Raw genomic sequence first — 13,238 nt, 5'->3', positions numbered from 1 at the left:
CACGCGGGCGCGGCCGACGCAACACCTCCGCGTCTCCGCGTCTCCGCGCGAACAAACCTTCTTCTTCGCGTCTTCGCGCCTTCGCGTGAAAATATCAGCCGAGATCGTCGATCGCGGGCTGGGGCGCGGTGAACCAGGCGGCGCCGGTTTCGGTGACGTGGAAATGATCTTCCAGACGAACGCCGAAGCGGTCCGGGACGACGATCATAGGCTCGTTCGAAAAGCACATACCGGGCGCCAGCGGGGTGGTGTCGCCGCGCACCAGATAGGCGGGTTCGTGGATGCTGAGGCCGATGCCGTGGCCGGTACGGTGCGGCAGGCCGGGCAGGCGGTAGTCGGGGCCGAGGCCGGCCCGTTCCAGCACGCGGCGTGCGGCGGCGTCCACCGCTTCGCAGGGCTCACCGGGGCGGACCGCGTCGAAGGCGGCGGCCTGTGCCTCGTGTTCGATGGTCCAGATGGCGCGGATGTCGTCGCCGACGTCGCCGAACGCGTAGGTGCGGGTGATGTCCGAATGATAGCCATCGGCAAGGCAGCCGGTGTCGACCAGCACGAGGTCGCCGTCGCGCAGGATGTCGTCCTGGGGCAGTCCGTGGGGGAAGGCGGTGGAGCGGCCGAATTGGACGGCGCAAAAGGTGCTGCCGGTCGAGCCGAGCGCGCGGTGGGCGGCGTCGATGAAGCGGATGACTTCCGACGCGCGGATGCCTTCATCGAGGATGCGTGCGGTGCGGCGGTGCACCTCCAGCGTCATCGCCTTGGCCTGGGACAGGAGGGCCAGTTCGGCGGGGGATTTGATCATGCGGCAGCCGTCGATGACGGGGCTGGCGTCGATCAGAGCGACGTGGGGGGCGTCGCGGCGGATGCGGTCGACGAAGAGAAAGGCGAGGGCGGGGTCGATGGCGAGGGTAGTGGCGTTCGCGGCGCGCAGGGCGTCGGCGACCAGAGCGGAGGGACGTTCATCCTCTTCCCACAAACGGACATCGCCATTGATGCCGATGCCCGCTTCGAACGAGCCGAGTTCGAAGGCGGGGCAGATGAAGATCGGGTCGCCCGCGATCGGCAGCAGCATCGCGACGAGCCGCTCGGTCGCGCCCCAGGCGAGGCCGGCAAAATAGCGCAGGCTGGCGCCCGCACCGACGATCAGCATGTCGGCCCCGGCCCCGGCCATCAGCGTGCGGGCGCGGTCGATACGGGCGCGGCGTTCGTCGCGGGTGATGGCGGGGGCAGCGGTCGCCCAGGGGTGCAAGGCGCCCAGTTCCGCTGCCGCCGTCGAACCGCCGATACCTGCCATCGTCCCACACTCCGTTGTTGCGCGATCGTCTTGGCAGAGACGGCCGGGGACTTCCACTGCGACGGCGCGTTGGAGCGGCAGCGATGATGGAGGTACGGATGCTGTTTGCGGTGACGACGATGCTGGCGGCCGCTTCGGTCGCGCCGGCGGAGAAGACGCCGGCGGCCGCAAGGGCGGTGATCGAGCGGTATTATGCGGCGATCGCCCACAGGGATTTCGCCCGCGCCTACCGGTTGTGGAGCGACAATGGCCGCGCAAGCGGCAAGACGTTGGCCGGCTTTACGCGTGGGTTCACGCAGACGGCGGATACGCGGGTATTCACCGCCCCGCCGGTGAACGGCGATGCCGCTGCCGGATCGGTGTTCGTCACGGTGCCGGTGCGGGTCGAGGCACGATTGAAAAGCGGCTTGCGCCAACGCTTTGCCGGACGCTACGTGCTGCGCCGCGTGAACGATGTCCCCGGTGCGACCGCCGAACAGTTGCGCTGGCACATCATGTCGGCGCGGCTGACGCCCATTCGATGATACCCCGTCCAAGGAATTTCCAACCATGCTGCAACATGGCGTGCTGCTGGCCTTTTTGTCGTACAGCGCCTTTGCGCTGAGCGATGCGTCGATCAAGCTGTTGGAAGGGACGATCAATCCGTTCCAGCTTGCATTTACCGGCGCGGTGCTGGGCTTTGCCGCGGTGCCGTTCGCACGGCGCAAGGGGGAGCGGTGGAGCGATCTGGTGCGATCCAGCCGGCCGGGGCCGTGGTTCGTGCGGGCGGTGGCGTCGGGCATCTGCGCGGTGTCGAGCGTGGTGGCATTCACGCGCCTGCCGATGCCGGAGGCGTTCTCGCTGATCTTCCTGATGCCGATCTTTGTCACGATCCTGTCGGTGGTACTGCTAAAGGAGGAGGTAGGCGTCTGGCGCTGGGGCGCGGTGGTGCTGGGGTTCGCGGGCGTGCTGGTGGTGCTGCGGCCCGGCTTTCGCGCGCTCCATCTGGGGCATCTGGCGGCGCTGTCGGCGGGCGTCACCGCGGCGATCGCGATCGTGATGTTCCGGGTTGCGGGGCCGGGCGAGAAGCGGATCGCGCTCTACGGGGCCGGGTTGATCGGGCCGCTGGTGCTGAACGGGTTGCTGATGATCCCCGGCCTCGCCATGCCCACGCCAAGGCAGATGGCGTTCATGGCGAGCTATGGCCTGCTCGCGGCGCTGGGCAATGTGCTGCTGATGTTCGCCGCGCAAGCCTCGCCCGCCAGCCGGATCGCGCCGCCGCAATATAGCCAGATGATCTGGGCCGTGGGCCTGAGCTACTGGCTGTTCGGGCAGTCGGTGGACGAGGCGACTTTCGTCGGCATCGCGATCATCGTCGCGGCCGGGCTGCTGACCTGGGCGCGTGAGCGGATCAAGGTGCCGGTGTGGCTGCGGCGGATGCCGATGCGGCCGCGCTGACCGCAGCCGCGCCTGCATCGCCCCCGCTCTATCCGTTGTCGCTGAAGCCGGGATAGAGCGTCATGCCGCCATCGACATAGAGGGTGGTGCCGGTGATATAGTCGGCTTCGTCCGAGACGAGCCAGGCGACGGCGCGGGCGACATCCTCCGGCTCGCCGATGCGGCCATAGGGGATGAGGCGGAGCAGCTTTTCCAGCGCCTCCTTTTCCTCCCATGCCTCGCGGTTGATCGGGGTGCGGATGGCGCCGGGCGAGATGGCGTTGACGCGAATACTCTCGGGCGCGACCTCCTGCGCCAGCGACTTCATCAGCATGGCGACCCCGCCCTTGGTCGCGGCATAATTGACGTGGCCAGCCCAGGGGATGATGTCGTGCACCGAACTCATCGATACGATGGCGCCGGCCGCGCGGGTCGGGGCAGCGGCGCGGTCCTGCGATCGGAAGCGGCGGATCGCCTCGCGACTGCACAGGAACTGGCCGGTCAGGTTGAGCGAGATCACCGCGTTCCAGTCGGCCAGCGTCATCTCGCCGATTGTCGCGTCCTTCTGGATGCCGGCATTGGCGACAAGGATATCGACGCGGCCGAAGCGTTCGACGGTGCGGTCGAACATCGCCGTCACCTCCTCCTCCACCGCGACGTCGGCCCGGTGCGCGAAAGCCTCGCCACCGGCCTGTTCGATCTCCGCCACCAGAGCCTCGGCGGACTCCGCGTCGCCGTGATAGTTGACCGCGACCTTCGCCCCGCAGGCGGCGAGATGGCGCGCCACGGCAAAGCCGATGCCCGAACTGGCGCCGGTGACGATCGCGCTTGCCCCGTCGAGTTTGGTCATGCTGTGCTATCCCGGTTGCCTTTACCAGCGGCTACAACACGGCGACGGGGATCCGCGATCCCTTATGGAAACAGATGGGTGACGGTGGCGTCGGGCATCACCGCCTCCACCAGCAGCGAGCGGTGGCAGCCATGGGGTTGCCGCTCGAAGCAGAGCAGCGCGGTGGGCCGCTCCTGCGCCAGATCGCGAAGCTGCGCGCCCTGAAAGATCGCCTCCGGCAGTTCGAGCTGGCCGGCATAGATGGTGGCGAGGCGGGCATGGTCGAGCTTGCGTGCCGCCTCGCGCCCCTCGGGCGGGGTGCCGAGCGCCTTCAGCCCGATATAGTCGATGCCGGCCTCGCGCAGGCCGTTCGCCAGGATGTTCTTGGAAAAGCCGGGGCGGCGCGACAGCGGCACGGCGCGGACATCGGCCAGAAGCGTGACGCCGGCGGACTGGAGGGCGGCGATCAGGTCCGCCTGGGTGGCGCCCTCATAGCCGATGGTGAAGATCTGCATGGACGGGAGATGGGGTTCGGGGCGGGGGGTGTCACCCCTTCCAGGCGGTCGGGTCCGCATCGATCGCCCTGGCAACGGCATCGGCGATGGCGGCATCGTCCGCAGTATCGGGATGGGCGTGGCAGCCGGTGAAGCCCAGCTTGTGCACGGAAACGTAGGACAGGCGGGTGTCGCCGGCCGCGCGCAGGCGGGCATGGACCTGCGCGACCTGCGCTGCGATCTCGCCATCCGCGAGGTCGGTAGACCAGAGGATGATGCGTGCCGCGGGATGGCGGGCGCGCAGCGTCTGCACGAAGCGGATATAGGTCTGCTGATAATCCGCGTGGAGAGCGTCCCGCGTCTTCCATCGTTCCGCCGGGCGCAGCGGGGTGGAAAAGTCGTTGGTGCCGAGCGCGATGACGATCACCTGCGGCGACCAGCCGCGATCGTCGGCGGGATGCGCGTGGTCGAGCGTCGCATAAGGATAGGCCTGGGGCAGGGTGTCGGCGGCGAAGCCGTCGTAATTGCGCACGATGCCGCGGCCGGAGATCGCGTTGACCCGGTAATCGGCATCGTAGCGCGCACCAAGCAGGCCCGGCAGGCCCCGGGCAGTGTCGGTGGTCGACCAGACCTGATCCTGCGTACAGGTGTTCGAGGTGGCGGTGTTGCCATAGCCGACGGTATGCGAGTCCCCAATGAATTCGATGCGGCGGGCGCGCGCGCGCAACGGCCGGGCCGTGGTGCCGGCGGGCGCGAAGATGCCGCCAAAGGCGGTCGCCTCCGCCTGGCTTTCGCTGACCACGTCGATGCGCAGGCGGTGGTTGCCCGGTGTCAGGCCGGCGATGCGGTAGAGGCCGGGCTTGGGCTCGACCAGCGACGCCGGAGTGCCGTTGTCCACGCGCGCGGTGAGGTGGACGCGACCCTTGCCAACCGCGAAGGCGATGGCGGGGCCATGAAAGGCGCTTTCGAAATAGGTGCCGGGCCACTGCCTGAGCAGTTGCGTACCATCCTGCACGGTGCGGCCACCGACTTGCATCGGCAGCGCGCGCAAGGTGGCGGGTGTGTCCGCGATCCGGGTGATGGCGAGTGGCGGCGCCTGCGTAAAGGCGGACGCCGCAACCAAGCCAAGTCCCACCGCCATCATCATGAACCGCATCACGACCCCCAAATAAGACAATTTTCTTTAATGCTATGTTCGGGCAAGCATAGCGTTCTGGCAGAGGATGACCATGACAATGCAACAGCGGGATGGAATGAGCCGGCGCGCGACGCTGGCGGGGGCGGCGGCGATCGTCGCGGCGTCGGGACTGGCGACCGGACGGGCATGGGCGCAGGCTGCAGCGCGGTCGCTGAGCAATCCGGCGGCGTCGGCGGAGGCGCGGGCGCTCTATGCATGGCTATGGTCGATCTATGGCACCAAAACGCTGACCGGACAGCAGGAGCAGAATTTCAAATCGGCCGGGGCGGGGCTGGAGCTGAACCATATCCGGCGGGTGACCGGCAAGGCGCCGGCGCTGCTGGGGTTCGACTATATGGACCCGGAGGATCAGGCGGCGACCAATGCGCGGGCACTGGCCTGGCACAAGGCCGGCGGGATCGTGTCGATCTGCTGGCATTGGGGCGCGCCGGATATCGGCACGGGCTATGAGAACTCCAAAAAGGCGTTCGACGTCGGGCAGGCGCTGGTCGCGGGCACGCCGCAGAACCGGGCGATGATGGCCCAGATGGCCGGCGTCGCCGATCTGTTGACGCAACTGCGCGATGCGCGTGTGCCGGTGCTGTGGCGGCCCTTTCACGAGTTCAGCGGCACCTGGTTCTGGTGGGGGCAGCATGGGCCGGATGGGTTCAAGGCGCTGTGGCGGCTGATGTACCGGTATTTCACGACCGAGCGGAAGCTGGACAATCTGATCTGGGTGCTGGGCTGGGCCGGGCAGAATGTCGATGCCGCCTATTATCCGGGGCGCGACTGCGTCGACGTGGCGGGCGCCGACCTTTATGTCGACGATCACGGCAATCTGGCGCCGATGTTCGGGCAGGTGAAGGCGATCGTCGGGACCAGCGTGCCGATCTGTCTGCACGAGAACGGGCCGATCCCGGACCCGGCGACCCTCGGGCCCCAGGCGGACTGGCTGTGGTTCATGACCTGGCATACGCGCTGGCTGACCGATCCGGCGCAGAACCCACCCGCGTTGTTGCGCGACTATTACCGGTCGGCGCGCTACCTGACCAGGGACGAACTGCCCGGGGTCAGGCCGTGGGGGTGACCATCAGGGTCAGCGCGGGGCCTTCATGGCCGGCGACCTGGAGCAGGTAGCGGCCGGCGCGCAGGTCGAAATCCACCATCTTGCGGATGCCCGAGCAGGCGGGGCCATGGCCGTGCGCGACGGCGGTCGCGGTGCGGCCCGCGGCCACGACATCGACCCAGGCGGGGGTGCCAAGCGCGACGCGGTAACGGCCGGGGCGGGTGACGGCAAAGGCGAACAGCCCCCCTGGGTGGCGGGCGGAGACGCCTTTTGCGGCGGTGGCACGGTGAAGGCGAGATCGGCGAGCGGATGCAGCGTGGCGCGCACCGAGGTGCCGATCGGCAACATGGCATGCGACACGCCGCGCGTGCTTTCCGCCGCCGCGATCGGCGCGCTCTGTCGCCAGCCGGACAGCATGGCGGGCAGTGGTGCCGGCGGCGTGGGACAGGGCGCAGATGCCGCCGCCTGCGCGGCAGCGAGCGCTGCGGCATGGGCCAGCATTGCGAGCATCTGTTCCTCCAATAATCGGGCGGTATCGCGGCGGCTATATTACGGCTGGGGCGGATCGAACAGGCCGGGCAGCCAAGTCGTTCAATTCATTGGAATAGACCCCGAGATCGCGAACGTCATCGCCAGTGCCATCACCACCATCATCACGTTTTCGGTGAGCGACACGAAGCCGAGCGGCACATTGCCGCTGCCGCCGACACAGGCGCATTTCAGCGTGCGGCGCTCGATATAGACCGCCCGGAACACCGAGACGGCGCCGATGCCGCCAATGACGAGGGCGACGGGGATCGAGACGAGCGGCAGCACCCCGGCGAGCATCAGCGCGCCCGCGCCCAATTCCAGAAACGGATAGGCATGGGCATAGGGCAGGTAGCGGCGGGCGAGCAGGTCGTAGCCGATGAACATGGTCGCGAACCGCTCGATATCCTGCAGCTTCAGCATGGCGAGCAGCATCATCGACGCCGCAATGAAGCGACCGGCCCCGACGAGGCCGATCAGCGGGGTGGCGGTGAGCATGTTGATCGCCAGCGCGATGAGCGCGGCGACCGCGAACACCGCGATGACCGGGGTGTAGCTCGTCGCCTGGGGATCGCGGACCTTCAGGGCGAAGTGGCGGCGCAGATCGTCATAGCCGCCGATCCGCCGGCCATCGATGAAGATTTGCGGCGTGGTCTTCACGCCGTGCTCGGCCTTGAACGCGTCCTGCTCGGCGCGGGTGGTCAGCCAGCGATCCTCGACGGTGAAGCCGCGGCGGCGGAGCAGGTCGAGCGCCTTGATGCCGAACGGGCAGATATGTTGGGGCATGACCATGCGGTACAGGGTGGCCGTCTTGGTCCGCGGGTCGCCGGTCATCATTCACTCCTTCTCGGCCAAGCCATATAGGAGCGAGCCCGGCGCCGCGCAGGGGCGGCGCCGGGCAGGTGGGTCAGCGCGTCGGACTGTCGGCGTTGACCGTCTCGGGGGGCGAGACGGGGGACAGGCGCTGTTCCTGTGCGTCCGGGTCGATGCGGCGGCTGCGGGCGAGGGGCTCGACCGCGACTGGGCCGCCCGATTTCAGCGCCTTCACGACCGCCTCGATCACGAGAATGTCGGCAAGCCCCTCCTCGCCGTCCGGCTCCGGCGTGCGGTCCTCCAGGATGCAGTCGGAGAAATACTTCATCTCGCCGCCGAACTGGTCGGTCGCCTTGAACACCTCATGCTCGGTATCCTGACCGATGGTGCGGATCTGTTCGAGCGACTTGCCAAAGGTATAGGCCGGGTTGAGCGTGATCGACCCCTTGGTGCCGGCGATGGTCAGCGTCTCGACGCCGTTCAGATAATAGCTGACGACGAACTGGGCGAAGCGGTCGCCGGGCAGGCGCAAGGTGACGGTGATCGTGTCGTCCAGATCGCCGAAGCCGGCCTCCGGATGACGGGTGCCGACCGCCGAGACGACCTCGACCGGCTCCGCCCCGAACAGGTAGCGGATGGCGTTGATCGGATAGGCGCCCATGTCGAACAGCGGGCCCGCCTCGATACCGTGATGGGCGCGGTGGTTGGCGGGGTCGAGCATCTGGCCGAAGCAGGAGGTGAAGGCGAGGACGTCGCCCAGTTCGCCCGCGCGGATGCGGCGGATGGCGTCCAGCGTGGCGGGTTCGAAGTGGAGGCGATAGGCGGTCATCAACTTCGCCTTGCCCGCCTTTTCCGCCGCCAGGATCGCGCGGGCCTGTTCGGCGGAAACCTCCAGCGGCTTTTCGCAAAGAACGTGGATGCCCGCGTTCAGCGCCGGAACCGCGAACTCGGCATGGCGCCAGTTGGGGGTGCCGATATAGATCGCGTCGATCGTGCCCGACGCGATCAGCGCATCGAACTGGTCGTAGCGATACCGTCCCTCCACGCCGTATGCGTCGCCGATCTTGGCGAGCTTTTCCGCGTCGCTGGAGACGAGCGCGGTCACCTCCGAATTGCCGGTGTGCTTGACGCCGGGCAGCATCGCCGACTGGGTGATGTCGCCCAGGCCGACCATGGCGTAGCGGACCTTCTTGCCACCCAGTCCGAGTGCCGATGCGAGGCTCATGCCGATCTCCGTTTTCGTTTGCAGTCGCGGCAGGAACGAATGGAGTGCGCCGCGTTCCCCCGACCGCCGCAAAAAAGCCGGTGGGTGGACTTGGCGCCGGGCAGACTTATATACCGCTCGTTATGGAAACTGTCACCGACGTTCCCGACTGCACCGTGACCAAGGGCCGGCCGCGCGAATTCTGCGTCGACGCCGCCCTGGCCAAGGCGCTGCGCGTGTTCTGGAGCAAGGGATATGACGGGGCGTCGCTGGCCGACCTGACCGGCGCGATGGGGATCACCAAGCCCAGCCTTTATGCCGCGTTCGGCAACAAGGAAGCGTTGTTCCACAAGGCGCTGGACCTGTATGAGGCCGAGAAGATGGCCTATGTCCGCGCCGCTCTCGACCAGCCGACGGCGCGCGGCGTCGCGGAAGCGCTGCTGCGCGGAGCGGTGGATGCGCAGACGCGGTGCGACGAGCCGCATGGCTGTCTGGGCGTGATCAGCAGCGTCGCCTGCGGTCCCGAGGCGGAGTCGATCCGCGAGGCGGTGGTGGCGCGGCGCGCCTCGTCCCATCGCATGTTGCTGGAACGGTTCGAACGCGCACGCAGCGACGGCGACCTGCCGCCGCATATCGACCCCGAAGGCTTGACCAGCCATCTGTATGCGATCCTGCAGGGCATGGCGGTGCAGGCCGGATCGGGCGCGCCGCGCGAGGCGCTGGACCGTCTGGTCGAAACGAGTCTGGCACTCTGGCCGAGCCGCTGATCCGCCTCTAGAAAAGCCTGCGACGCACGGGCGGGACGCGCGTGGAAGCGGGAGACTAAGTGCATGCAGGTGGCGCCAACGACCGGCGGTTCGGCCGACGAACCATCGCTGCTGAACCCCGGACTGATCGCCTGTATCGCCACCGCGGCGCTGGCGGGCCTGTTGTTCGGCTTCGATACCGCGGTCATCTCCGGCACCACCGAGGCGATGGTGCGGACCTTCCGGCTCGATCCCTTCTGGCTGGGCATCACCGTGTCAGCGGCCTTGTGGGGGACGCTGGTCGGCGCGCTGACCGCCGGGATCCCGGGCGACCGGTTCGGCAGCCGCAATACGCTGCGCGTGCTGGCGGTCTTCTACGTCGTTGGCGGGCTTGGCTGCGGGCTCGCCTGGGACTGGGGATCGCTGGTGCTGTTCCGGGTGATCGCGGGACTGGCGGTCGGTGGATCGTCCGTGCTGGCGCCCGTCTATATCTCCGAGATCGCGCCGCCCAGCAAACGGGGCGGACTGGTCGCGGCGTTCCAGTTCAACATCATCCTGGGCATCCTGCTCGCCTATGTGTCGAACGCGATCATCGCGTCGATGGACCTGGGCCTGAGCGACTGGCGGTGGAAGTTCGGGGTGAGTGCGGTGCCCGCGGTCGTCTTCCTGCTGTTGTTGCTGCGCATCCCCAACAGCCCGCGCTGGCTGGTCGGACGCGGCACGACAGCGGAGGCGCGCGATGCGCTGGGGCGGATCGGCATGAACGCGGCACAGGTGGACCGCGAGATCGACGCCATCGAACGGGCGGGCGAACAGGCGGCGACCGCACAGCCGGGGGGCGAGCGCCTGTCGTGGCGGCGGCATTCCAAGCCGATCATGCTGGCGATCCTGGTTGCCGGGTTCAACCAGCTGTCGGGCATCAACGCACTGCTTTATTATCTGAACGACATCTTTGCGGCGGCGGGGGGATCGCTGTCCGCGGATATGCAGGCGGTGATCATCGGGCTGGTCAATGCGCTGTTCACCGTGGTCGGGATGCTGCTGATCGACCGGCTGGGGCGGCGGACGCTCTTGTTGATCGGATCGGCGGGGATGGCGGTGTGCCTGAGCGTCGCCGGACTGGCGATGGGCGGGATGCTGCCGGCGCATCTGGTGCTGTGGGCGCTGATCGGGTTCATCGCCTTTTTCGCGCCGAGCACGGGGGCGGTGATCTGGGTATATATCAGCGAGGTGTTCCCGACCGGCGTGCGCGGGCGCGGCAGCGCGGTCGGGGCCTCCACCCATTGGGGGCTGGACGCGGTGATCGCGGCGGGCTTCCCGGTGGTGGCGGCGATGTCGGCAAGTCTGCCCTTCCTGTTCTTTGCCGTGATGATGGCGCTGCAGTTCGTGGTGGTGCTGGTCTATTTCCCGGAGACCAAGGGCGTGCCGCTGGAGGAGATGGAGCGGAAGCTGGGCATCGGCGCAGCCTGACGCATGGGGCCTTTCCAACAAAAATACCGTTCGGTACAGAAAGCCGTTGACGGGTCCGCCAGCCGCTTTTATACCGGCCGGTATAGAAGATGGTCGCAGCCGATCGCGGCGGGCCATCTTCGGGATTTTGGTCAACGGTCGGCGTGACGGACGCCGCCGGGCTGCGGCTCGGCGGGTGCGGCCGGCCATGTGCAGGGAGTGATGGGCATGGCATATCTCGGCTTTTCCGAACTGGGCGGCCCGGCAATGGCGCGTGCGGCGGTGACGCGGCCGGTAAAGGCGCCTGCGCCGGCCCCGCGTGCAGCGAGCCTGTCGGCGCTGGAATGGCAGGTGGTGGCGCTGGCCCAGAAGGACCGGATCGCGACGCTGCGGTCGCCCGGCCGGCTGGCGATGGCCATGGGTGCGCTGTTCGGCGAGCGGCACAATCCGCGGCTGGCCGACCCGCAGCTCGAGGCGCTGCGCCGGATGGCGGTGCTGAGCTGGCACCATGGCTATACCGTGGCCCCGCACGAGGTGCGCCGGTTCCTGGCGGCGGGCTATTCGGCCGATCAGTATGAATTGATGGTCGACAGCATCAATGCCGGGCGCACCGCGCGCGGCGCCAATACCGGGCTGGTGATCGCAGAGGTGCCCGCCGCCGCCTGACGCGGCGCCGAATGCCCTGCCGGTGCGTTGAACCGGCCATGTTGGTGTTTCTGGATTTCGAGGCATCCTCGCTGAACAGGCATGGCTATCCGATCGAGGTCGGATGGGTGTTCGAGGATGGCGACAGCGAGGCGCATCTGATCCGGCCTGCGCCCGGCTGGGACGACTGGGACGACGAGGCCGAGGCGATCCATCACATCTCGCGCGCGATGCTCGCCGCCGAGGGTACGGCGCACGATGTCGTGGCGCAGCGGATGGTGGCGGTGCTGGCGGGGCATGACCTGCTGGCAAGTGCGCCGTCCTGGGATGGCAAATGGTTGAGCGCGCTGTTGCGGGCCGCCGGCCTGCCGCGGCACACGTTGCGGCTGCGCAATACCGAGGAGGCGCAAGGCGAAACGGCGCGGGCGATCCTGGCGCCGGTACTGGCGCAACCCGCGCTCGACCAGGCGGTGTACGACGTGATGACGCTGGTCGAGGTGCGCCGGGAAGGGCCGCCGCGCCACCGGGCGCTGGCCGATGCCGAGGACGAACGGGCGCGCTGGCGCATGGTGCGCGAGGCGGCGCAGGCCAGGGCCGACGACTTGGCGCACCGCGCGGTCGGCGGCGCAGTAGCTCCGCCCCCCCCAAGGAGTTTGCCCATGACCCATGATCGATCCCTGACCGCCACCCATTCCGCGCTGCGCGACGATATCGGCGACCTCGTCACCCGGCGGCCGGTGCCGGGACCCGGACTGGCACAGGTCGATCCCTTCCTGTTTCTCAATCATCATGGGCCGCAGGTCTATGCACCGAATAATGGCGGATTGCCGTTCGGGCCGCATCCGCACCGCGGGTTCGAGACGGTGACCTTCATCCTGTCGGGCAGTCTGGCGCATCACGATACGGGCGGGCACCAGAGCGTGATCGAGGCGGGCGGGGTGCAGTGGATGACGGCGGGGGCCGGGCTGATCCATGCGGAGGTGTCGCCGCCGGCGTTCAAGCGCGAGGGCGGGGCGCTGGAGATATTGCAGCTTTGGGTGAACCTGCCGTCGCGGCTGAAGATGACGGCGCCGCGCTATACCGGGTTGCAGGGCGATGCGATCCCGGTGCTGACGGTGGAGGGCGGTAGCGTGGCGCTGGTGTCGGGGGCGTACGGGGCGGCCGAGGGGCCGATCCGCTCACTGACGGGGGTGATGTTGGCGGTGGTGAGGCTGGCGGCGGGGGCGGCGATCATGTTGCCGGCGCCGAGGGGGCGCAGCGTGCTGTTCTACACGGTGACGGGATCGGTCGAGGTCGGCGGCGACAACATGGTGGCGCCGTGGCAATTGGCGACCTTTGCCGATGATGGCGAGGTGATCACGGTGCGCAGCGCGGCGGGTGCGGTGCTGTTGTTCGGGCATGCCGATCCGATCGACGAGCCGGTGGTGGCGCATGGACCGTTCGTGATGACGACGCGCGAGGAGATTTCGGACGCGATCCGCGATTACCAGGCGGGGCGGTTCAACGGGACGGGACCGTTGCTGGACGTCGGGGCCTGAGAGTCCGTTTGGAAATGCGCTCACAGCGCATTTCCAAACGGACTC

At 68.1% G+C, this 13,238-nt stretch carries 14 protein-coding genes; 7 read left to right on the top strand and 7 right to left on the bottom strand.

Annotated elements, in window-relative coordinates; all coding sequences use genetic code 11:
* Nucleotides 1-94: 94 nt before the first annotated feature.
* Nucleotides 95-1,288 carry a Xaa-Pro peptidase family protein gene (locus NPJ82_RS10615; protein WP_342657340.1) on the bottom strand — a complete coding sequence of 398 codons (1,194 nt, stop codon included), beginning with the start codon at nt 1,286-1,288 and terminating at the stop codon, nt 95-97.
* A gap of 83 nt (nt 1,289-1,371) precedes the next feature.
* On the opposite strand from NPJ82_RS10615, the gene NPJ82_RS10610 reads away from it, so the two are divergent.
* Complete coding sequence (locus NPJ82_RS10610) at nt 1,372-1,812, top strand: hypothetical protein (RefSeq protein ID WP_342657339.1); 441 nt, start codon at nt 1,372-1,374, stop codon at nt 1,810-1,812.
* A gap of 25 nt (nt 1,813-1,837) precedes the next feature.
* A complete protein-coding gene (locus NPJ82_RS10605; protein ID WP_205411619.1) occupies nt 1,838-2,725 on the top strand; it encodes a DMT family transporter in 888 nt (295 codons plus the stop codon).
* A gap of 28 nt (nt 2,726-2,753) precedes the next feature.
* On the opposite strand, the gene NPJ82_RS10600 is transcribed toward NPJ82_RS10605, so the two are convergent.
* From NPJ82_RS10600 to NPJ82_RS10590, 3 genes are all read right to left on the bottom strand, one after another.
* Nucleotides 2,754-3,554, bottom strand: a complete 801-nt coding sequence (locus NPJ82_RS10600; protein ID WP_342657338.1) for an SDR family oxidoreductase — start codon at nt 3,552-3,554, stop codon at nt 2,754-2,756.
* 62 nt (nt 3,555-3,616) lie between these two features.
* Nucleotides 3,617-4,048, bottom strand: coding sequence for a DUF488 domain-containing protein (locus NPJ82_RS10595; RefSeq protein ID WP_112382875.1), 432 nt, complete (start codon nt 4,046-4,048; stop codon nt 3,617-3,619).
* 31 nt (nt 4,049-4,079) lie between these two features.
* On the bottom strand, nt 4,080-5,183 hold the full coding sequence (locus tag NPJ82_RS10590) for a GDSL-type esterase/lipase family protein (RefSeq protein ID WP_342657337.1): 1,104 nt from the start codon (nt 5,181-5,183) through the stop codon (nt 4,080-4,082).
* A gap of 97 nt (nt 5,184-5,280) precedes the next feature.
* Here NPJ82_RS10590 and NPJ82_RS10585 point away from each other — a divergent pair, with 97 nt between their 5' ends.
* Entirely contained in the window at nt 5,281-6,291 is a 1,011-nt protein-coding gene (locus tag NPJ82_RS10585) for a glycosyl hydrolase (RefSeq protein WP_342657336.1), read from the top strand.
* Here NPJ82_RS10585 and NPJ82_RS10580 read toward each other — a convergent pair.
* From NPJ82_RS10580 to NPJ82_RS10570, 3 genes are all read right to left on the bottom strand, one after another.
* Nucleotides 6,275-6,439: a hypothetical protein gene (locus tag NPJ82_RS10580; RefSeq protein WP_342657335.1), complete on the bottom strand. Its 165-nt coding sequence runs from the start codon at nt 6,437-6,439 to the stop codon at nt 6,275-6,277. The genes NPJ82_RS10585 and NPJ82_RS10580 overlap by 17 nt on opposite strands.
* 422 nt (nt 6,440-6,861) lie before the next feature.
* A complete protein-coding gene (locus tag NPJ82_RS10575) occupies nt 6,862-7,635 on the bottom strand; it encodes a glutaredoxin (protein WP_342657334.1) in 774 nt (257 codons plus the stop codon).
* A gap of 70 nt (nt 7,636-7,705) precedes the next feature.
* Nucleotides 7,706-8,836 (bottom strand): Gfo/Idh/MocA family oxidoreductase, encoded by a 1,131-nt coding sequence (locus NPJ82_RS10570; RefSeq protein ID WP_342657333.1) that lies wholly within the window; start codon nt 8,834-8,836, stop codon nt 7,706-7,708.
* 122 nt (nt 8,837-8,958) lie between these two features.
* Between NPJ82_RS10570 and NPJ82_RS10565 the strand changes: the two genes are divergently transcribed.
* From NPJ82_RS10565 to NPJ82_RS10550, 4 genes are all read left to right on the top strand, one after another.
* Nucleotides 8,959-9,582: a TetR/AcrR family transcriptional regulator gene (locus NPJ82_RS10565; protein WP_112382879.1), complete on the top strand. Its 624-nt coding sequence runs from the start codon at nt 8,959-8,961 to the stop codon at nt 9,580-9,582.
* A gap of 63 nt (nt 9,583-9,645) precedes the next feature.
* On the top strand, nt 9,646-11,031 hold the full coding sequence (locus tag NPJ82_RS10560) for a sugar porter family MFS transporter (protein WP_342657332.1): 1,386 nt from the start codon (nt 9,646-9,648) through the stop codon (nt 11,029-11,031).
* A 207-nt stretch (nt 11,032-11,238) separates the two neighbouring features.
* A complete protein-coding gene (locus NPJ82_RS10555; protein ID WP_149683219.1) occupies nt 11,239-11,676 on the top strand; it encodes a hypothetical protein in 438 nt (145 codons plus the stop codon).
* A 38-nt stretch (nt 11,677-11,714) separates the two neighbouring features.
* Nucleotides 11,715-13,193, top strand: coding sequence for a pirin family protein (locus tag NPJ82_RS10550; protein ID WP_342657331.1), 1,479 nt, complete (start codon nt 11,715-11,717; stop codon nt 13,191-13,193).
* Nucleotides 13,194-13,238: the final 45 nt, after the last annotated feature.

Source organism: Sphingomonas sp. NY01, assembly GCF_038809135.1.
Lineage (GTDB): Bacteria > Pseudomonadota > Alphaproteobacteria > Sphingomonadales > Sphingomonadaceae > Sphingomonas > Sphingomonas carotinifaciens.
Note: the sequence above shows the minus strand (reverse complement) of the source record. Positions and strands in the feature narration are given on the sequence as shown.

What these genes read in the sequence shown, in the direction of transcription:
- NPJ82_RS10555 (WP_149683219.1), top strand. Translation starts at nt 11,239, where the DNA reads ATGGCATATCTCGGCTTTTCCGAACTGGGCGGCCCGGCAATGGCGCGT.
- NPJ82_RS10595 (WP_112382875.1), bottom strand. Translation starts at nt 4,048, where the DNA reads ATGCAGATCTTCACCATCGGCTATGAGGGCGCCACCCAGGCGGACCTG.
- NPJ82_RS10550 (WP_342657331.1), top strand. Translation starts at nt 11,715, where the DNA reads ATGTTGGTGTTTCTGGATTTCGAGGCATCCTCGCTGAACAGGCATGGC.
- NPJ82_RS10560 (WP_342657332.1), top strand. Translation starts at nt 9,646, where the DNA reads ATGCAGGTGGCGCCAACGACCGGCGGTTCGGCCGACGAACCATCGCTG.
- NPJ82_RS10605 (WP_205411619.1), top strand. Translation starts at nt 1,838, where the DNA reads ATGCTGCAACATGGCGTGCTGCTGGCCTTTTTGTCGTACAGCGCCTTT.
- NPJ82_RS10565 (WP_112382879.1), top strand. Translation starts at nt 8,959, where the DNA reads ATGGAAACTGTCACCGACGTTCCCGACTGCACCGTGACCAAGGGCCGG.
- NPJ82_RS10590 (WP_342657337.1), bottom strand. Translation starts at nt 5,183, where the DNA reads ATGCGGTTCATGATGATGGCGGTGGGACTTGGCTTGGTTGCGGCGTCC.
- NPJ82_RS10585 (WP_342657336.1), top strand. Translation starts at nt 5,281, where the DNA reads ATGAGCCGGCGCGCGACGCTGGCGGGGGCGGCGGCGATCGTCGCGGCG.
- NPJ82_RS10575 (WP_342657334.1), bottom strand. Translation starts at nt 7,635, where the DNA reads ATGATGACCGGCGACCCGCGGACCAAGACGGCCACCCTGTACCGCATG.
- NPJ82_RS10600 (WP_342657338.1), bottom strand. Translation starts at nt 3,554, where the DNA reads ATGACCAAACTCGACGGGGCAAGCGCGATCGTCACCGGCGCCAGTTCG.
- NPJ82_RS10615 (WP_342657340.1), bottom strand. Translation starts at nt 1,288, where the DNA reads ATGGCAGGTATCGGCGGTTCGACGGCGGCAGCGGAACTGGGCGCCTTG.
- NPJ82_RS10570 (WP_342657333.1), bottom strand. Translation starts at nt 8,836, where the DNA reads ATGAGCCTCGCATCGGCACTCGGACTGGGTGGCAAGAAGGTCCGCTAC.
- NPJ82_RS10610 (WP_342657339.1), top strand. Translation starts at nt 1,372, where the DNA reads ATGATGGAGGTACGGATGCTGTTTGCGGTGACGACGATGCTGGCGGCC.